General features: G+C 67.9%; 14 protein-coding genes. 9 read left to right on the forward strand and 5 right to left on the reverse strand.

Features of this window, described 5'->3' with window-relative positions; all coding sequences use genetic code 11:
• The first annotated feature begins 137 nt into the window (after positions 1-137).
• Together AAW51_RS13970 and AAW51_RS13975 are read left to right on the forward strand one after the other, a co-directional pair.
• Positions 138-1,367, forward strand: a complete 1,230-nt coding sequence (locus AAW51_RS13970; protein ID WP_053013564.1) for a PAS domain-containing sensor histidine kinase — start codon at positions 138-140, stop codon at positions 1,365-1,367.
• Complete coding sequence (locus tag AAW51_RS13975; RefSeq protein ID WP_238947593.1) at positions 1,364-2,053, forward strand: response regulator; 690 nt, start codon at positions 1,364-1,366, stop codon at positions 2,051-2,053. The genes AAW51_RS13970 and AAW51_RS13975 overlap by 4 nt, the downstream gene beginning before the upstream one ends.
• Positions 2,054-2,105: 52 nt before the next feature.
• On the opposite strand, the gene AAW51_RS13980 is transcribed toward AAW51_RS13975, so the two are convergent.
• Positions 2,106-4,691 carry a cation-translocating P-type ATPase gene (locus tag AAW51_RS13980; protein ID WP_238947594.1) on the reverse strand — a complete coding sequence of 862 codons (2,586 nt, stop codon included), beginning with the start codon at positions 4,689-4,691 and terminating at the stop codon, positions 2,106-2,108.
• 316 nt (positions 4,692-5,007) lie between these two features.
• Here AAW51_RS13980 and AAW51_RS13985 point away from each other — a divergent pair, with 316 nt between their 5' ends.
• From AAW51_RS13985 to AAW51_RS14000, 4 genes are all read left to right on the forward strand, one after another.
• Complete coding sequence (locus tag AAW51_RS13985) at positions 5,008-5,544, forward strand: hypothetical protein (protein WP_047195098.1); 537 nt, start codon at positions 5,008-5,010, stop codon at positions 5,542-5,544.
• Positions 5,545-5,679: 135 nt separating this feature from the next.
• Positions 5,680-6,063, forward strand: a complete 384-nt coding sequence (locus AAW51_RS13990) for a hypothetical protein (protein ID WP_047195099.1) — start codon at positions 5,680-5,682, stop codon at positions 6,061-6,063.
• A gap of 2 nt (positions 6,064-6,065) precedes the next feature.
• Positions 6,066-6,323, forward strand: coding sequence for a DUF5985 family protein (locus AAW51_RS13995; RefSeq protein WP_047195100.1), 258 nt, complete (start codon positions 6,066-6,068; stop codon positions 6,321-6,323).
• Between the two features lie 7 nt (positions 6,324-6,330).
• Positions 6,331-6,597, forward strand: coding sequence for a DUF5985 family protein (locus AAW51_RS14000; RefSeq protein WP_047195101.1), 267 nt, complete (start codon positions 6,331-6,333; stop codon positions 6,595-6,597).
• Positions 6,598-6,657: 60 nt separating this feature from the next.
• On the opposite strand, the gene AAW51_RS14005 is transcribed toward AAW51_RS14000, so the two are convergent.
• Both AAW51_RS14005 and AAW51_RS14010 read right to left on the reverse strand, forming a co-directional pair.
• On the reverse strand, positions 6,658-8,883 hold the full coding sequence (locus AAW51_RS14005) for a response regulator (protein WP_238947595.1): 2,226 nt from the start codon (positions 8,881-8,883) through the stop codon (positions 6,658-6,660).
• Positions 8,880-14,942 (reverse strand): HAMP domain-containing protein, encoded by a 6,063-nt coding sequence (locus AAW51_RS14010; RefSeq protein ID WP_047195103.1) that lies wholly within the window; start codon positions 14,940-14,942, stop codon positions 8,880-8,882. Before AAW51_RS14010 ends, AAW51_RS14005 begins: the two co-directional genes overlap by 4 nt.
• Positions 14,943-15,358: 416 nt before the next feature.
• Here AAW51_RS14010 and AAW51_RS14015 point away from each other — a divergent pair, with 416 nt between their 5' ends.
• Complete coding sequence (locus AAW51_RS14015; protein WP_047195104.1) at positions 15,359-16,507, forward strand: branched-chain amino acid ABC transporter substrate-binding protein; 1,149 nt, start codon at positions 15,359-15,361, stop codon at positions 16,505-16,507.
• A gap of 45 nt (positions 16,508-16,552) precedes the next feature.
• On the opposite strand, the gene nhaR is transcribed toward AAW51_RS14015, so the two are convergent.
• Positions 16,553-17,449, reverse strand: a complete 897-nt coding sequence (gene nhaR / locus AAW51_RS14020; RefSeq protein ID WP_047195105.1) for a transcriptional activator NhaR — start codon at positions 17,447-17,449, stop codon at positions 16,553-16,555.
• Between the two features lie 188 nt (positions 17,450-17,637).
• Here nhaR and AAW51_RS14025 point away from each other — a divergent pair, with 188 nt between their 5' ends.
• Entirely contained in the window at positions 17,638-18,330 is a 693-nt protein-coding gene (locus AAW51_RS14025) for a Bax inhibitor-1 family protein (RefSeq protein ID WP_047195106.1), read from the forward strand.
• Positions 18,331-18,430: 100 nt separating this feature from the next.
• Here AAW51_RS14025 and pcp read toward each other — a convergent pair whose 3' ends face one another.
• Positions 18,431-19,078, reverse strand: coding sequence for a pyroglutamyl-peptidase I (gene pcp, locus AAW51_RS14030; protein ID WP_047195107.1), 648 nt, complete (start codon positions 19,076-19,078; stop codon positions 18,431-18,433).
• A 269-nt stretch (positions 19,079-19,347) separates the two neighbouring features.
• Between pcp and AAW51_RS14035 the strand changes: the two genes are divergently transcribed.
• On the forward strand, positions 19,348-19,677 hold the full coding sequence (locus tag AAW51_RS14035) for a hypothetical protein (RefSeq protein ID WP_047195108.1): 330 nt from the start codon (positions 19,348-19,350) through the stop codon (positions 19,675-19,677).
• Positions 19,678-19,706 lie beyond the last annotated feature (29 nt).

A 19,706-nucleotide genomic window follows, 5' to 3' on the forward strand; every position in this document is an offset into this window, starting at 1 on the left:
CCGCACGCCCGGCGAGCGCAGGGCAGCGGCCCCGAGTGACATCGGCGTTCCTCGAGACTGCCCCGGCCGCCGGTTCTCAACCCGACCGAGAGAGGCACTGTCTGCTCAAGCTTTTGCCTTCCAGGCGCACCGGCGCCGTGCTGCTCGGCGCCCTGGCGCTGTTCTGCCTGCGGCGCTGGGGTATCGGGCTGGCCGCTGCGGCGAAGCGCGACGCGGTGGTGCTGCGGCAGCGTGCCCACCGGCGCGACTTGTTGTGCAACCTCGCCACAACACGGATGTCTCGCCGCAACCTTATGGGTCTACAGCCCATCGAGGCACGCTACCAGGCGATGGTCGAGTTGTCGCCGGACGCGATCTGGATCATCGAGGCGGGCCGGATCGGTCTCGTCAACCGCAGCTGCCTCGACTTGCTGGGCAGCGACGAAGCCGCCGGCGTGATCGGCCAGGACCCGCTGGCCTATTTCTTGGAAGAGGACCGCCCCGCGGTGGCCGCCCTGATGCAGCAGGCGTTGGCACGCGGCCGTGCCGCCGGGCTCGAGCGTTGCATTCGCCGGCCTGACGGGTGCCGGCGTGAGGTCGAGGTGTCGGCCGCCGCCCTGCCCGACCATGCACAGACGCTTGAGGTCGTGCTGCGCGATGTGACCCAGCGCAACGAAACCGCCCGGTTGCTCGAACAATCGGGTGAAGAGCTGCGCCGCCTGTCGCGCAACTTGCTGGACGTGCGCGAAGAAGAGCGCCGCCACATCTCGCGCGAGTTGCACGACGAGTTGGGGCAGCGCCTGTCGGCCATCCGCATGGAGGTGGCGTCGCTGGTGATGGCGCCGGTCGAAGACGACGATCTTGGCCGCCGGGTCGCCGAAGCGGTGCGCATGATCGACGAGACGGTGGCATCTGTGCGTCGCATCGCGGCGGACCTGCGGCCGGCCATGCTGGACGACCTCGGCCTGGAGGCCGCGGTGGAGTGGCTGGCACAGGACTGGTCGAGCCGCACCGGGCTGCAGATCGACGTGCTGTATGCGGTGGGCGAGACACAGGTCAGCGACGCCGCCAAGACAGCCGCCTACCGCATCGTGCAGGAGGCCTTGACCAATGTCAGCCGGCACGCCCGCGCACGCCGCGTGAGCATCGCGCTGCGGCTCGAGCATGGCCGGCTCGCCGTCAGCGTCGAAGACGATGGACGCGGCATGTCGGCGAGCGCGCTGCCCAAGCCGCGGTCGTACGGGCTGATCGGCATGCGCGAACGCGCCTTGCAGCTGGGCGGGAGCGTCTCGCTGCAGTCCTCCCCGGGCCTCGGCACACGGGTGCAGGCCACCTTGCCGGCCGCAGCGTCCGCGGCCGGCGCCCAACGGTTGAGAGTGCGGCCATGACCGAGCTCCTGCCGATGCCCATGCCCCTGCCCCTGCAGACCGGCGTGCTGATCGCGGACGACCACCGCATCGTGCGCGAAGGCCTGAAGCGCATCCTGTCGGCGGCCGCCGAGCTGCATGTGGTGGCCGAAGCCGACACCGGCCACCGCGCGCTGGAGGCCCTGGGCGAGCACAAGGTCGACGTCGCGATCGTCGACCTGAGCATGCCCGGGGTGTCCGGCATGGAGCTGATACGGCGCATCCGGGTCGAGCATCCCGAGGTGGCCGTGCTGGTGTTCACGATGCACGCCGAAGAGCAGTACGCGATGCGCGCCTTCCGCGCCGGCGCGCACGGCTACCTGACCAAGGACAGCGCCACCGAAGAGCTGGTGCCGGCCGTGCGCAAGGTGGCAGGCGGGGGTGGCTATGTGTCGCCCGGCATGGCCGAGCGCCTTGCGATGCAGCTCAACGGGCTGCGGCAGGCGCCGCCGCACACCGTGTTGACCGACCGCGAGTTCGAGGTGTTTCGCATGATCGTCGAAGGCAAGCGGCTGACCGAGATTGCGCAGGCGCTGCATTTGTCGGTGAAGACCGTCAGCACCCACAAGAGCCGCATCCTGGACAAGATGGGGCTGGACAGCGGCGCGGCACTGATCAAGTACGGCCTGCAGCACCACTTGTTCGACGACGCCGATCCGCCGGACTGACGCGGCGGGCCTGGGCCCAGGCCGCCGCCTGCCGGGTCGGGGGCTGGCGCTGTCAGTGTGTGTCCTCGACCATACGCGCGGCGTTGAGGCGGGGCAGCGCCCGCCGTCGCCACGACTTCTCCGCCTCGACGGCCAGCAGCACGATGATGGCGGCTCCGAAGCAGAGCGCCAGCTCGAAAGCGTCCAGCGGCGCGGTATGGAACACGTCCTGCAGTGCCGGCACGTAGATCGTCGCCAGCTGCAACGCGAGGCTGAGCAGCACGGCGGCAGCCAACGCTTTATTACTGCGCAGGCCGAGCGTGAACAGGGACTGCGTCTCGGAGCGGATCGCCAGCACGTGCGCCATCTGCGACAGCGTGAGCACGGTGAAGACCATGGTTTGGGCGTGCGCCGCGGCCGTGGTGACGGCCCACGCCTGCACGGCAAGACACAGGCCGGCGATCAGCAGCCCGACCCAAAGGGCGTGTTGCCAGAGACCGTGCGCGAACACACTTTCGCTCGGCGGGCGGGGCGGGCGCTGCATCACGCCGGGCTCGGCCGGCTCGGCCGCCAGCGCAAGCCCCGGCAAGCCGTCGGTGACGAGGTTGACCCACAGGATGTGGATGGGCAGCAGCGGCATCGGCAGCCCCAGCAGCGGCGCAAGAAACAAGGTCCAGATCTCGCCCGAGTTGCCGGTCATCGCATAGCGGATGAACTTGCGGATGTTGTCGAAGATGCGCCGGCCTTCGCGCACCGCCGCCACGATGGTGGCGAAGTTGTCGTCGAGCAAGACCAGGCTGGCCGCTTCGCGGGCGACATCGGTGCCGCCTCGTCCCATCGCGACGCCGATGTCGGCACGCTTGAGGGCCGGCGCGTCGTTCACGCCGTCACCGGTCATCGCGACATACTCGCCGCGCTGCTGCAGCGCCTGCACGATGCGGATCTTCTGCAGCGGGTCGACACGAGCATAGACCCGCACACTGGCCACCGCGCCTTGCAGCGCGGCGTCGTCGAGTGCCGCCAGCGCCGCCCCGGTCAGCACCTGCTCGTCACCCGGCGCAACGATGCCGAGTGCTTGCCCGATGGCCAGCGCCGTCGCCGGATGGTCGCCGGTGATCATCACCACCGTGATGCCGGCAGCCCGGCATTCGGCCACGGCCGCCCGGGCTTCCGGGCGCGGCGGGTCCACCAGGGCCACCAGGCCCAACAGTGTCAAGTCCGTCTCGACCTCGTCTTCGCCCAGGCCGGCAGGCGAACTCTCCCAGCGCCGGCTCGCCACCGCCAGCACCCGCATGCCCCGCGCGGCGAAGTCCTGGGCGGCGCGCAGCACGGCGTCGGCGTCGAAGTCGCGTTCGCCCTCCCCGGCCATCGCGCGACAGCGCGGCAGCACCGCCTCGGGTGCGCCCTTGGTGACGCTGCGCCACCCCGCATCCGCCGGGTGGAGTGTGGTCATGCGCTTGCGCTCCGAATCGAAGGGCCATTCATGCAGGCGCGAACAACGCTCGCCGAGCTGCTGCGCGTCGACGCCGGCCTGCACGGCCCGCTCGGCCAACGCGGTTTCGGTCGGATCGCCCTGCCAGCGGCCGCCCTCACCGCGCTGTGCATCGTTGCAAAGCAGGCAGGCCTCCCAGAGCGCCATCTCTTCGGCGTGCTCACCGCGCGTCAGGGCTGACGCGACCTGCATGCGGTTTTGCGTCAGCGTGCCGGTCTTGTCCGAGCAGATCGTCGTGACCGAGCCGAGTGTCTCGACCGAGGGCAGCCGGCGGACCAGCGCCTGTACCCTCACCATGCGCCGGGCACCAAGTGCGAGCAACACGGTGACGACGGCGGGCAGCGCTTCGGGAATGGCGGCCACGGCCAGGCTGATGGCGGTCAGCCCCATCAGCAGGATGGGCTCCCCGCGCAGCACCCCGATCGCGAACACCAGCGCGCAGATGCCCAGCACCACCAGCGAGAGCCGTCGCCCGAACGCTGCCAGCCGGCGCTGTAGCGGCGTGCTGCGGTCGCCCTGCTGCTGCAACAGGGCCGCCACCCGGCCCAGTTCGGTTTGGGCGCCGGTCGCCACCACCAGACCCGTGGCACGGCCGTGCGTGACCACCGTGCCCTTGTAGGCCATGTTGAGCCGGTCTCCCAGCGCGCCGGTCTCGTCCGCCAGGGGCGCAGCATGCTTTTCGACCGTGGTCGACTCACCGGTCAGGGTCGACTCGTCGAGCCGCAGCTGCGCGACCCGGTGCAAACGCAGGTCGGCCGGCACCAATTGGCCCGCCTCGAGCAGCACGACATCGCCCGGCACCAGCGCCTCGGTGTCGACCAGGCGGTCGACGCCGGCGCGTCGCACGCGCGCCTGCGGCGTGGCCAGGCGCTTCAGGGCTTGCACCGCCTGATCGGCGCGCCATTCCTGTGTCAGACCGATGACGGCATTCAGCAGCACGATCACGAGGATGGCCACGGTGTCGGTCCAGTCGCCGATCCAGCCGGACAAGGCCGCGGCGGCCAACAACACCAGCGTCATGAAATCGCGCAGCTGATCCCACACCCGCCGCGCCAGGCCGCGCGGCGGCGCTTCCGGCAAGCGGTTGGCCCCGTGTTGCTCGCGGCGACGGTCGACGGCGTCCTCGCCCAGCCCCTGTTCAGGGTCGACCTGCAGGGCAAGTGCCACGGCCTCTGCCGTTTGGCGATGGGATGGCTCGACGGGTGCGGGGCGGGCATTTGAACCTTTCAAAGCGGGCCTTTCAGTGGAGGGTGGCGCAGGCTGGCAGCGGAGGGCGAACCGCCTGGGGCTCACTCGCGCCTCGGGTGATTGCAGCAACAATCGGACCGCTACCGAGGTGGGGCCTCGACATCGACAAATGGTGGGCGCGGGTCGGCAGCCGCAAGGTAGGTGAGCAGGGTCAGAAAGGGCTTGAGCGCAATCAAACGCACGACGTCGGCGTGGGATACGGTGGCTGTGCCATCCCACCACAGGAGTACCTGCCGTGAACGACTGCACCGACGCGACTGCGTCCAGCCTCGCCATCGACGGCCCCGTGCCCGGCCCCCGGCTCGAGGTCTTGATCACCGATCCGCTCAAACGTTGGGTGCATTGGCAGCTCGAGACCACCATCAATGTGCTGGAAAACGCCCAGTCGCTACGCATCACGCAGATCGAGGCGGCCCGCGCGGCGCGTGATCGCCGTCACCTGGCGGGTGAGCAGGTCGACACCGCCGAGCACCCCGCGCAGCTTGCAGACTTGCTGCAGGCCTTGTGGTGTTCAGACGCAGCCGACAGCCTGCAGTACTGGCACGATGTGCTGGATGCAGTCTGCCGCATGCACCTGGACCTGATCGCCAGCGTCGGAGCGGCCGCGGACCACAGTGCAGCCAAGGCGATGCGCAGCGCGATGGCAGCCGTGCAGGGCGGCCTGCACGAGGGGCTCGGTCCGTTCGACGACCTCGTCAACGCGGCCCACTACCACTGCCTTGCGATGCCGCCTGCCAACGGTCCGGACTGTTTCCGGATGCGCTTCGGTTGACGCCAAAAGCGACTCCGGAGGACGCCACCCGCGCCCGCAGCGGCTCCGCTGCGCGGCGGCGTCTGACACGAAGGTCCGACCCGCGGTATAAAGCGGCCTGCAATTCAACCGCCCGGTTTGCCTGCCGCGCCCCCGGTGACCCACGACAGTATTCCGCCCGATATCCGCAGGTTCACCCTCGATCATGTCGACTCCATCGCCCACATGGAGGCGCTGCTCGTGCTTTGGCGCGAGCCTGAGTTGTCCTGGAGCGCCGACCAAGTCGCGCTCCGGCTCTACATCTCCGGGCAAGAGGCCGTCAAGGTACTTGACCGTTTGACGGCCCTCGGCTTGGCGACCAAGCGCGCCGAAGGCTATGGTTACGCACCGTCGTCGCCGGCGGTGGCGGCCTCGGTGGACGCGCTGGCCCGCCTGTACGCCACCCATTTGATTCCCATCACCAACCTCATCCACTCGAAACGGGACGGACGCATCCGCGAGTTCGCGGAAGCCTTCAAACTCAGAAAGAAGGGCGACTGACAATGGCAAGTGGCATCTACGCCCTTTGCGCCTTGACCGCGGTGTTGTGTGCGGTGTTGCTGCTGCATGCCTATGCCAGAGGCGGATATCGACTGCTGCTCTGGAGTGGCTTGTGTTTCGTCGGCCTGGCGATCAACAACCTGCTGCTGGTGCTCGACAAACTGGTGTTTCCCGACCAGGACCTGTCGGTGCTGCGCAGCGGTGTCGCGTTGGTCGCGATGCTGGTGCTGCTCTACGGCCTGATCCTGGACTCGGAGTGAAACGTCGATGAACACGTTGTTGATGGGTGCGATCGCGATGGCCTCGCTGGTCGCCTCGATGTTCTTCCTCCGCTTCTGGCGACGCACCGGCGATCGCTTTTTTCTGTGGTTCGCGCTGGCGTTCCTGATCGACGCGCTGGACCGGGTGTTTCTGGGCCTGCATCCGCCGTCCGAAGAACAATCGCCGCTCTTTTACGGCGTGCGCTTGCTGAGCTTCGGCTTGATCCTGGTCGCCATCGTCAGCAAGAACCTGCGCCGGCGCGACAAGTCGTGAGGCGACGGCCCCGCCTTAGGGCCTGTTCACACGAACAGCCATGCGTCGTGTGAACTCGCCCTAAGACCGCTGGAGCTTCTGCGCCGCGTCGGCGTCGCCCGCTACTGCTCGCGCCCCCTGCTGCTGCCATTCGTCGATGATGCGCCCGACTTCCGTCGGGCTGGCGGGCTTGACGAGATGGACGTCGAAGCCGGCCTGCATCGCGATCTCGCGGTCTTCGCGCTGGCCGTAGCCGGTCAACGCGATCAGCAGTGCATCGCGGGTAGGGGCCATCTGTCGCAAACGCCGTGCGACCTCATAACCATTGAGACCGGGCAAGCCGATGTCGAGCAGCACCACCTGCGGCACGTAGACCGGCGCGCTGGCCAACGCCAGGCTGCCGTCGCCGACGGTCTTGACCTCATGCCCGTCGAGTGCCAACACGGCCGCGACGCTGTCGGCGGCGTCCTGGTTGTCGTCGACGATCAGCACCCGGCAGCCTTGTTTGGGGCCCTCGAGCTCGGTCGCCGCGTGTGACGTCGCCGGTTCGATCACGCTCAAACACGGCATGAAGACCCGGAACTCCGAACCCTTGCCGGTGCCGGCGCTGTGCGCCTCCACCCTGCCCTGGTGCAGTTCCACCAGCCGTTGCACCAGCGTCAGCCCGACGCCCAGGCCACCCTGGCTGCGGTCAAGTGTCTGCTCGCCCTGCTGGAACAGATCGAACACGCGCGGCAGCAACCGCGGGTCGATGCCGATGCCGTTGTCGCGCACCGTCAAGCGCGCCTGGCCGTCGGCGACACTGGCGATCAACTCGATGCGGCCGCCGTCCTCGGTGTACTTGGCGGCGTTGTTGAGCAGGTTCGCAATGATCTGCGACAGACGGCTGAAATCGGCTTGCAGCCAGGCCGGCTGCTCGGGCAACGACAGTTCGAGTGTGTGGTGGCGGGCTTCGATCGCAGGGCGCACCGTCTCGACGGCATGCGCGATCACCGAGCCCAGCTCCACCGCCTCCTTGTGCAGGGCGATCTTGCCCTGGTTGATGCGCGCCACGTCGAGCAGTTCCTCGACCAGACGTGTCAGGTGCCGCACCTGGCGGTCCATCACGTCGCGCGCCCAGTCGATCTTGGCGTCGGGCGGCGCGACGCGGCGGATCACCTCGATGGCGTTGCGGATCGGTGCCAAGGGATTGCGCAGCTCGTGCGACAGCATCGCGAGGAATTCGTCCTTGCGGCGGTTGACCTCGTGCAGCTGCGCCTCGGCCTCGCGCCGTTCGACGATCTCGTTTTGCAGGCTCCGGTACAGGCGGGCGTTCTCGAAGGCGATCGCGGCTCGCCCGGCCAGTTCCTCCAGCGCGGGAAAGCTCGGGCCGCCCAGCGGCGCCGCGTCGGTGGGGCCGGCGACCAGCAGACAGCCGAGCGTCTTGCCGCCGACCATCAAGGGCACGGCGGCCGCCGGGGTGTCGGCGTCGAGGCCGGGCCACCATCCGGTGGTGACGTCGGTGGCGGCGGGCTGCAAATGTGTCGCGTCCACCCGCCGCTCGTCAGCACGCGCGCGCTGGAACAGCTGCTGCAGCGGACCCGGCAGGTCCTGGTAAGCGCGCTCCACCGGGGCACGACCGGTGTGCGCTTGGTGGATCAAGCAGCTGCGCTGGCGGCCTTGCTCATCGTCGAGCGACAGCACGGCCAGCGCCGCGGTGTCGGGCACCAGCAGCTGCATCAGTTCGCGCGTCGCGATGTCGAGATCGAGCGAGCCGCCCAGCACCCGACTGGCCTGGGCCAAAAAGGCCGAGCGGCGCGAGTTTTCCTCGGCCGCCCGCCGCGCCGCCTGTTCGGCCGCGAACGCGACGCGCTCCTCGGCCTGCTCGCGGGCACGTTGCTGCATCGCGTACAGCTCGACGAACACCTTGACCTTGCTGCGCAGCACCTCCGGCACCACCGGCGACAGGATGTAGTCGACCGCGCCGAGCGAATAGCCGCGCGAGGTCTGCATCTCGTCGGCGTAGGCGGTGATGAAGATGATGGGGGTGTGGGCCGAGCGTTTGTAGCTGCGGATCAAACGGGCGGTCTCGAGCCCGTCGATGTCGGGCATGTTGACGTCGAGCAGGATCACCGCGAACTCGCGCTGCAGCACTTCGCGCAGCGCTTCCCGGCCGGAGCGGGCGAACACCAGGTTCTGGCCCAGGTCCTCGAGCACGGTCTGCAGCACCAGCAGCTTGTCGGGCAGGTCGTCGACGATCAGGATGCTGCCCGGCGGCGGGCCCGGCAACAGGGCCGGCATCTCGGATTCGAGGGGGCGGGAATTCAACGGCACAACCAGCTCCGCAGGACCGACAGCAAATGAGCGGTGTCGACCGGTTTGGACAGATAGTCCCAGGCGCCCGCCTGGAAGCACTTTTCTCGGTCGCCCTTCATGGCCTTGGCGGTCACGGCGACGATGGGCAGGTCACGTCCCCCGGGCAATTTGCGGATCTCCTTGATGGTGGCCATGCCGTCCATCTCCGGCATCATGATGTCCATCAGGACGATGTCGATCGACGGATCGGTCTGCACCAAGCGGATCGCATCGCGTCCGCTCTCGGCCGACGCGATCACCATGCCGTGCTCGTCCAGCACGGTGGCCAGCGCGAAGATGTTGCGCATGTCGTCGTCGACGATCAGCGCCTTCTTGCCGGCCAGGCTGTACTGGTCCTGACGCAGCGCTTCCAGCAGGCCACGTTCGTCGCTGTGCATCGCGGCCAGGTTGCGGTGCAGGAAGAAGGCGGTGTGGTCGAGCAACTCGGTCATCGAGCCGGCCACCCGCACCGGCAGCGTCAAATGGGCCTTGCTCCATGTGGCGGTCGCGTCCTGCGGGCCACCGTTGAACACCACCACCGGCAGCGGCCGCTCGGTGCTGGCTGCATCGGCCACGCTCAGCACGTCCTCGGGTTCCAGGCCCGGCAGCGAGCTGTCGACCACCAAGGCATCGACGCCGCCCTGGCGTAGCGCGTGCAGCGCGGCCACGTCGTCGGCGGTCACCACCACGTCGACGTCGGCCTGCAAACACGCCAGCAGGTGCTCGCGCGGCGCGCCTTCGGGCATCGCGACCACCAGGCGGCGCTGGGTGCGGCCGGTGAACCCGGCCAGGCCGGCGACCGCCCGGTCGACCTGGTCTTTCGACTGCAGCGGCTTGGCCAAAAACGCCAGCGCGCCGCCTTGCAGCGCGCGCTCGCGCGCATCGTCGGTCGACACGACGACGATGGGCACATGGCGCATCGCCAGGTCGGCCTTGAGGCGGTCGAGGATGAACCAGCCCTGCATGTCCGGCAGGTGGATGTCCAGCGTGATCGCGGCCGGCTGGTACTCGTACGTCATCGCCAGCGCATGCGTGCCGCTGGTGCTGACCAGGCCTTTGAAGCCGTGCTCGCGGGCCGACTCGAGCATCACCTTGGCGAAGCTGAGTTCGTTCTCGACGATCAGCAGCACGCGGTCGCCCGGCGTGATCTCGTCGCGATCGTCCTGCGCCAGATTGGGGGCCAGCCCCTCCTGGACGTCGGCATCCGGGACGGGTGTCAAAGCGGCGGCTCTCGGCGTCGCCACGCCGCCGGCCTGCGCCGCGAGTCCGCGGGGTGCCGGGCCTTGCAGCGCTTTCGCGGCCTGGTCGCGCGCGGCGTCGCCGGCTGCGGACTTGGCCGCCCGCGACGCCCGTTGCGGGTTCAGGCTCTGAGGCAGGAACAGCGTGAACACGCTGCCCTTGCCCGGCGCACTCACCAGCCGGATCTCGCCACCCAGAAGCCGCGACAACTCGCGGCTGATGGCCAGGCCCAGCCCGGTGCCGCCGTATTTGCGGCTGGTGCTGCCGTCGGCCTGCTGGAAGGCCTCGAAGATGATCTGCTGCTTGTCGGGCGAGATGCCGATGCCGGTGTCGGAGACCTCGAAGGCCACCACCTGGCCGGCGCGGTTCAGCTCTTCGTGGTCAGGCGACCAGCCGCTCTCGACGGTGCTGAGCGTGAAGGTGACCTGGCCTTCGTGGGTGAACTTGAAGGCATTGGACAGCAGGTTCTTGATGATCTGCTGCAGCCGCTTGACGTCGGTGACGATGCTGCGCGGCAGCGGCGTGTCGACCCGCACCTGGAAATCGACATGCTTCGACTCGGCGAAGTGGCGGAAGCTGCGCTCCACATACCGCTGCAACTCGTCCAGCCGCAGCTCGCTGACGTCGACCGCGACGGTGCCCGACTCGATCTTCGACAGGTCGAGGATGTCGTTGATCAGCATCAGCAAGTCGTTGCCCGACGAGTGGATGGTCTTGGAGAACTCCACCTGCTTGGGCGTCAAATTGCCCTCGCCGTTCTTGCACAGCTGGTCGGACAGGATCAACAGGCTGTTGAGCGGCGTGCGCAGCTCGTGCGACATGTTGGCCAAAAACTCCGACTTGTACTTCGACGTCAACGCCAGCTGCTCGGCCTTTTCTTCCAGCGCCTGGCGGGCCTGCTCGACCTCCTGGTTCTTGCGCTCGACCTCCTGGTTCTGGTGCGCCAGCAGGCGGGCTTTCTCCTGCAGCTCCTGGTTGGTCTGCTGCAGTTCCTGTTGGCGGCTCTGCAGCTCCTCGGCCAGCGACTGCGATTGCTTCAGCAGGTCTTCGGTGCGAGTGTTGGCCTCGATCGTGTTGATCACGATGCCGATACTTTCCGTCAGCTGGTCGAGGAAGGCCTCGTGCGCCGGGTTGAAGCGCTCCAGCGAGGCCAGCTCCAGCACGCCCCGCACCTGCCCTTCGAACACCACCGGCAGCACCAGCACGTCCATCGCCGCGCTTTCGCTCAAGCCCGAGGCGATGCGGAAGGCGTGCGAGGGCACGTTGGTCAGCAGGATTTTTTCTTTGTCGAGCGCGCACTGGCCCACCAGGCCCTGGCCCAGCTCCATCTCCTTGCCGTGGGTCTGCTGGCCGCCGGAGGCATAACTGGCGAACAGCTTCAAACGCGGACGCTCGGAGGCGCTGCTGACCACATAGAACTCGGCCTGCTGTGCGCCCACCACCGGCGCCAGCTCGGACAGGATCAGCTGGCCGACGGTGACCAGGTCTTTCTGGCCCTGCAGCATGCGGCTGAACTTGGCCAGGTTGGTCTTCAGCCAATCCTGTTCGGTGTTCTTCTGCGTGGTGTCCTTCAGGTTGCGGATCATCTCGTTGATCGCGTCCTTCAGGGCCGCCACCTCACCTTGCGCCTCCACCGTGATCGAGCGGGTCAAGTCGCCCTGCGTCACGGCGGTCGCCACCTCGGCGATCGCGCGCACCTGGGTGGTCAGGTTGGCCGCGAGCTGGTTGACGTTCTCGGTCAGGCCCTTCCAGGTCCCCGCCGCGCCCGGCACCTTGGCCTGGCCGCCCAGCTTGCCTTCCACGCCCACTTCGCGCGCCACCGTGGTCACCTGGTCGGCGAAGGTGGCCAGCGTGTCGGTCATGCTGTTGATGGTCTCGGCCAGCGCGGCGATCTCGCCCTTGGCCTCCACGGTCAACTTCTGCTTCAGGTCGCCGTTGGCCACGGCGGTCACCACCTTGGCGATGCCGCGCACCTGGCCGGTCAGGTTGCCGGCCATGAAGTTGACGTTGTCGGTCAGGTCCTTCCAGGTGCCGGACACGCCGCGCACCTGCGCCTGGCCGCCGAGTCGACCTTCGGTGCCCACCTCACGCGCCACCCGGGTCACTTCGGCGGCAAACGACGACAGCTGGTCGACCATGATGTTGATCACGTTCTTGATCTGCAGAATCTCGCCGCGCACGTCCACGGTGATCTTCTGCGTCAAGTCGCCCATCGCGATGGCGGTCGCCACCTTGGAGACGTCGCGCAGCTGCACGGTCAGGTTGGACGCCATCGAGTTGACCGAGTCGGTCAAGTCCTTCCAGGTGCCGGCCACACCCTGCACGTCGGCCTGGCCGCCCAGCTTGCCTTCGGTGCCCACCTCACGCGCCACACGCGTCACTTCGGCCGCGAACGATCGCAGCTGGTCCACCATCGTGTTGATGGTGTTCTTCAGCTCCAGGATCTCGCCCTTCACGTCCACCGTGATCTTCTTGGACAAGTCGCCGGCCACCACGGCCGTCGTCACCTCGGCGATGTTGCGCACCTGCGAGGTCAAATTGCCGGCCATGAAGTTGACCGACTCGGTCAAGTCCTTCCGGGTGCCGGCCACGCCCTGCACGTCGGCCTGGCCGCCCAGCTTGCCTTCGGTGCCCACCTCACGCGCCACACGCGTCACTTCGGCGGCGAACGATCGCAGCTGGTCCACCATCGTGTTCACGGTGTTCTTCAGCTCCAGGATCTCGCCCTTCACATCCACCGTGATCTTCTTGGACAAGTCACCCGCGGCCACCGCCTTGGTCACGTCGGCGATGTTGCGCACCTGCGAGGTCAGGTTGCCGGCCATCGAGTTGACCGACTCGGTCAAGTCCTTCCAGGTGCCGGCCACACCCTGCACGTCGGCCTGGCCGCCCAGCTTGCCTTCGCTGCCCACCTCGCGGGCCACGCGGGTCACCTCGGCGGCGAACGACGACAGCTGGTCCACCATGATGTTGATGGTGTTCTTCAGCTCGGAGATCTCGCCCTTCACGTCCACCGTGATCTTCTTGGACAGGTCGCCGGCCGCCACCGCCGTGGTCACCTCGGCGATGTTGCGCACTTGCGAGGTCAGGTTGCCGGCCATGAAGTTGACCGACTCGGTCAAGTCCTTCCAGGTGCCGGCCACACCCTGCACGTCGGCCTGGCCGCCCAGCTTGCCTTCGGTGCCCACCTCACGCGCCACACGCGTCACTTCGGCGGCGAACGATCGCAGCTGGTCCACCATCGTGTTGATGGTGTTCTTCAGCTCCAGGATCTCGCCCTTCACGTCCACCGTGATCTTCTTGGACAAGTCGCCGGCCGCCACGGCCGTCGTCACCTCGGCGATGTTGCGCACCTGCGAGGTCAAATTGCCGGCCATGAAGTTGACCGACTCGGTCAAGTCCTTCCAGGTGCCGGCCACGCCCTGCACGTCGGCCTGGCCGCCCAGCTTGCCTTCGGTGCCCACCTCACGCGCCACACGCGTCACTTCGGCGGCGAACGATCGCAGCTGGTCCACCATCGTGTTCACGGTGTTCTTCAGCTCCAGGATCTCGCCCTTCACGTCCACCGTGATCTTCTTGGACAAGTCGCCTGCGGCCACCGCCTTGGTCACGTCGGCGATGTTGCGCACCTGCGAGGTCAGGTTGCCGGCCATGAAGTTGACCGATTCGGTCAAGTCCTTCCAGGTGCCGGCCACACCCTGCACGTCGGCCTGGCCGCCCAGCTTGCCTTCGGTGCCCACCTCACGCGCCACACGCGTCACTTCCGCGGCGAACGATCGCAGCTGGTCCACCATGGTGTTGACGGTGTTCTTCAGCTCGAGGATCTCGCCCTTCACGTCCACCGTGATCTTCTTGGACAAGTCGCCCGCGGCCACCGCCTTCGTCACGTCGGCGATGTTGCGCACCTGCGAGGTTAAATTGCCGGCCATCGAGTTGACCGAGTCGGTCAAGTCCTTCCAGGTGCCCGACACCCCTTCCACGCGGGCCTGGCCGCCCAGGCTGCCCTCGGTACCCACCTCACGCGCCACCCGCGTCACTTCCGAAGCGAAGCTGCGCAGCTGGTCCACCATGGTGTTGATGGTGTTCTTGAGCGTCAGGAACTCGCCCTTGACGTCCACGTCGATCTTCTTCGACAAGTCGCCCTTGGCCACCGCGGTGGTCACGTCGGCGATGTTGCGCACCTGGTCGGTCAGGTTGCCGGCCATCGAGTTGACCGAGTCGGTCAGGTCTTTCCAGGTGCCCGCGACGCCCTTCACCTTGGCCTGGCCGCCCAGCTTGCCTTCGGTGCCCACCTCGCGCGCCACGCGCGTCACTTCGGCCGAGAAGTTGCCCAGCTGCTCCACCATCTTGTTGATGGTCTTGGCGGTGCGCAGGAACTCGCCCTCCAGCGGGCGGCCCTCCACTTCCAGCGCCATGCTCTTGGACAAATCGCCTTGCGCCACCGCGCCGATCACACGCGCCACCTCGCTCGTGGGGTGCACCAGGTCGTCGATCAGCGAGTTGATGCAGTCGATCGACTCGCCCCAGAAGCCCTTGGCGCCGGTCAGCGAGGCGCGCTGCTTCAGCTTGCCTTCCTTGCCGACCACCTGCCGCAGCCGCGCCAGTTCCTGTGCCATCTCGGCATTGCGCTCGACCACGTCGTTGAAGACCTCGGCCACCTTGCCGTGCACCCCGCTCCAATGCATGGGCAGCCGCGCCGTCGCGTCGCCCCGGCGCAGCGCGGTCAACGCGCTCAGCATCATGGCCAGGGGTTCGGTGCCGGCCTCGACGGCAAGTTGATCAGGCGCGTTCATTGCTTTACTCCTCTGCGCAAGTAACAGGCGCTATAACCCAGCCCGTAATGTCGCTGCGCGCCGCACACAATCAGTAACTTGATGTTACTGTAGCCCGTCCTCGGTCGGCTCGTCCTGCGCGCTCGTTGGAACCGCCCCTGCATGGCCCGTGGACACGCGTGGCCGGTGGCCGCCGTGAGCACATCGCCGTCCCGGTTTCGTGGCAGTTGCACTTTGGGCGGCGTGCGCGCCGGCCGGGTCGCCCGTCGTCACCCTTCATTCTCTGCCAGGTGACTATCCGAGCGGCAGTCGCTATTGATTTCCGAACAAGTTCCAGCGCACTAGCGCCGACAATCGCGCTCCTGACGCCGGGCGCGTCCATCGAGACGGGCTGCGGCCGTCGCCCCAACCTTCCATATCGAACAGGAGACCTCCCCATGTACACCGTTGGCAAACGTCCGCTGCTCGTCGCCGCTGCCGCGGCCTTGACGCTGGGCGCCTTGGCTGCGCCGGCCGTCGCGCAGACCGCCACCGTGCCGATCGGCTTCAGCGGACCGCTGTCCGGCGCGCAGACGGCCGCCGGGCAGGACAATCTCGGCGGCCTGCAACTGGCCGTGCAGGAACTCAATGCCAAGCCGATCAGCGTCAATGGCAAGCCGGTGCGCTTCGAGATCGTGGCGGAGGACGACCAGGCCGACCCGCGTCAAGGCGTCTCGGTGGCGCAGAAACTGGTCGACCGGGGCGTGCATTTTGTCGTCGGGCCCTACAACTCCGGCGTCACGCTGCCGGCGTCCCGCGTCTATCACGAGGCCGGGGTGGTGGTGGCGACGGTGGCGTCCAACCCCAAGGTCACCGAACAAGGCCACCAGCGCCTGTTCCGCGTCGGCGCCAGCGACAGCCAGCTGGGCGCCAAGATGGCGGTCTATGCGGCCAAGGAACTGAAGCTGAAGAAGGTGGCGATCATCGACGACCGCACCGCCTACGGCGTCGGCGTCGCCGACGAATTCGCCCGCGAAGCCAAGGCCAACGGCCTGACCGTGACGGGGCGCGAGTACACGTCGGACAAGGCGGCCGACTTCACCGCCACGCTGACCACCCTGAAGGCCGGCAAGCCCGACGCCATCTTCTTCGGCGGCTACTCGCCGCAGGCCGGGCCGATGGCCCGCCAGATGAAGAGCCTGGGCGTCACCGCGAAACTGCTGGGAGGCGACGGCATCTGCTCGAGCGAGACCGCCAAGCTGGCCGGCGGCGACCTGGTGGGCGACAACGTCTGGTGCACCCAGGGCGGCGCGATGCTCAACCGTGTCAACAACGGCCAGGCCTTCGTCGACAAGTACAAGGCGGCGCACAAGCGCGACCCGCTGACCTATGCCGTGTCGTTCTACGACGCCATGCATTTGATCGCCGATGCGATGCAGCGCGCCAACTCGACGGCGCCCGACAAGGTGGCCGCCGCCCTCGCCAGCGGCAACTACAGCGGCGTGGCGGGCAGCTACGCCTTCGACGCCAAGCGCGACCTGAAGTCCTCGCCGGTCACGGTGTTCACCTTCAAGGGCGGCCAGCCGGTGCCGGTGGCCGGGCTCTGACGCCCCGCCGCCGCCGCGGACTGCGCTCTGTCCCGGCGGCGCACCTCAGGCGCTGAACAGGCGGTTGCGTGCCGCCTGGGTCACCGCCGCCACCCCGGGGTGCGTGATGCGCCGCTCGACCGACACGGCATAGAACTCCTCGACCAGGTCGGGCGTGCGCCCCAGCACCTCGACGCCGTACTGCTCGCAGGTCTCGGCTTCCAGCACGGCCGGCGACATGAACACGCCCCGGCCTTCGCCGCCGAAGGCCTTCATCAAGGCGGCATCGTCGAACTCCCCGATGGTGCGCGGCCGCAGCCCGTGCTGGGCCAACCAGAACTCGAACCGCTGCCGCATCGCCGACGCCGCACCTTGCAGCAGCATCGGCGCGCCCTCGAGGTTGCGCGGAAACTCCCCCTGCAGCGTGCGGACCAGCTGCGGTGCGGCGAAAAAACTCATCGCCGTGCGCCCCAGGGCGTGGCTGAAGGCCTTGACGCTGAACTGGCTGCTCATCGGCTCGTCGGCCAACACCATGTCGAGGCGGTGCACGGCCATCTGGCCGAGCAAGTCCTGGAACTTGCCTTCGTGGCACAGCAGCCGCACCGACTGCGGCAGGTCCATCGCCGGCTCCAGCAGCCGGTAGGCGATGGACTTGGGCACCGAGTCGGCGATGCCGACACGGAAGTCGAGCCGCCGCTGGCCGCTGCGGGCCTGCTCGAGTGCCACTTCCAGTTCGGCGCCGAGCGCGAAGATCTGGTCGGCGTAGCCGAGTGCGATGCGCCCCGCCTCTGTCAGCTCGAGCCGGCGCCCCACCTTCTTGAACAGCGCGCAACCGAGCCGTTCTTCGAGCAGCTTGATCTGGGCCGACAGCGTTTGCGGTGTGGTGTGCAACTGCTCGCCGGCCCGGACCACACCCCCGGCCTTGGCGGCCGCCCAGAAGTAGTGCAAGTGTTTGAAGTTCATGTCGGATGGTTCACACTGGGTGTAGAGACGACGGCCTGGCTGCTTCGGGACGCTTCGCGAAAACTGAAATATAACGTGCGTAAATTCGAATTTACGCGAAGTGTTGCTCGTTCTACAGTCCAGCGTGACCCGGTGGCCCAGCGCCTCGCGCTCGGTGCTGCCGCCCTGTATCCAACTGGAGAACCGCTATGAATCCGCAATTCCAATCTCTTTACACGGCCGGCGGCGTTGTCTCTGCGGAGCAGCGCAACCGGGTTCTGCGCAACACCTATTGGCTGCTGTCGCTGTCGATGGTGCCCACCGTGCTCGGCGCCTGGCTGGGCGTGAGCACCGGCCTGGCGATGGGTCTGGGGGCCGGCATGAGCGCCGTGATCTTCCTCGCCGGCGCCTTCGGCTTCATGTTCGCGATCGAGAAGACCAAGAATTCGTCCGCCGGCGTGCCGGTGCTGCTGGCGTTCACCTTCTTCATGGGTGTGATGCTGTCGCGCCTGGTCGGCACGGTGCTCGGCCTGGCCAACGGCGCCGGGCTGGTGATGACGGCTTTCGCCGGCACCGGCACGATCTTCCTGGGCATGGCGGTGCTGTCGTCGGTGATCAAGCGCGACCTGTCGGCGATGGGCAAGTGGCTCTTCATCGGTGCCGTGATGCTGCTGGTGGCCGGCCTCGCCAATCTGTTCCTGCAGTCGGGTGCGCTGATGATCACGCTGTCGGTGCTGGCCGTTGGCATCTTCTCGGCCTTCATCCTGTATGACCTGAAGCGCGTGCAAGACGGCCACGAAACCAACTACATCACCGCCACGCTGGGCGTCTACCTGAGCCTGTACAACGTGTTCCAGTCGCTGTTGATGCTGCTGGGCATCGGCGCCGGGCGCGACGAATAAGACGCGGCTGGCGTTGCCTGAGTCACGGGGCCTGCAGGCCCCGTTTTTGTTGGAGGCCTGCGGGCCTCGTTTTCATCTGGCGGGCGTGGCCCTCGCCTTTTCAATGCAGCTGCCCCGCCGATTCCCGGGTGTCCTGCGCGACGCTCAACGCCGTCGACACGACCAGACGCAGCCCTTCGACCATGGTGGCCAGGGCCATGCTCGGCTGCCCGGGGTGGGCTGCAGCCTGCGCCGGCAGGTAGGGGACATGCACGAAGCCGGCTCGGCAGACGCGCTGCAACGTCGCCACCTCGTGCATCAGCGCATAGAACAGGTGATTGCAAACAAAGGTGCCGGCCGTGTACGAGACTGAAGCCGGAATGCCGCCCTTGCGCAAGGCCTGCACCGTGGCTTTGAGTGGCAGGCTGCTGAAGTAGGCGGCCGGGCCGCCGGCGACCACCGGCCGGTCGATGGGCTGTGCGCCGGCGTTGTCGGGGATGCGCGCATCGTCCAGGTTGATCGCGACGCGTTCGAGGGTCAGCTCGGTACGCCCGCCGGCTTGCCCGACGGCCACGATCAAGTCGGGTCGATGCTGTTCGAGCAGCCGGCGCATCTGCTCTGCTGACGTGTCGAAGGCGCACGGCAGCTCGGCGGTCACCAGGCGCACCCCGCAGATGCCGGCGGCCTCGACGGCCAGGACGGCTTCGATGGACGGGTTGACCGTCTCGCGGTCGAACGGCTCGAAGCCGGTCAGAAGGACGGATTTCAAGTGGCTTGCTCCTGCTGGCGGCCTGCAGCCGCCGGGGAGCAGACCGTGTCACCGTGACGGCGCCGAAACGCCCAGCCGGAACGATACCCGGGATCGCAGCCGCCCGCACGGTCGGCCAGGGCGCCCGTCCGCGCGGCAAGGCCTGCTGGAGGCCCGCGGCGGTGGACATCTTGCGGGCTGCGGTCGGCACCGCGAGGTCGGACGCGCGGGCGCTGAAGCGGCCGCTTTTCCGCCGATCACGGCAGGCGCGCCGGCGTCATGATGGCGGGATGCCGCAGCGCATCATCTACTTGCGTACCGACGCCCCTCCAAAACCCGCTGAAGGCCGAGCCTGCAACGGCTGTGGCGTTTGCTGCGCCGACGAGCCCTGCCCGGCCGGGCAACTGGTCAGCGGTCGGCGCCGTGGCGGGTGCAGCGCGCTGTTCTGGAGCGACGCCGAAGGGCGCTACCGGTGCGGACTGCTGGCGCAGCCTGAGCGGCATCTGCCGCGCACCTTACGCTGGGCGGCGCCGATGCTGGCCCGCGCGGCGCGCCGGCTGATCTCGGCCGGCAGCGGCTGCGACTCCAGCGTGGTGGCCGAAGTCGCGCCGCGCGGATGACGACGGGGCCGGTCGCCGGCCCCTGACGC

Source organism: Caldimonas brevitalea (assembly GCF_001017435.1).
GTDB lineage: Bacteria > Pseudomonadota > Gammaproteobacteria > Burkholderiales > Burkholderiaceae_C > Caldimonas > Caldimonas brevitalea.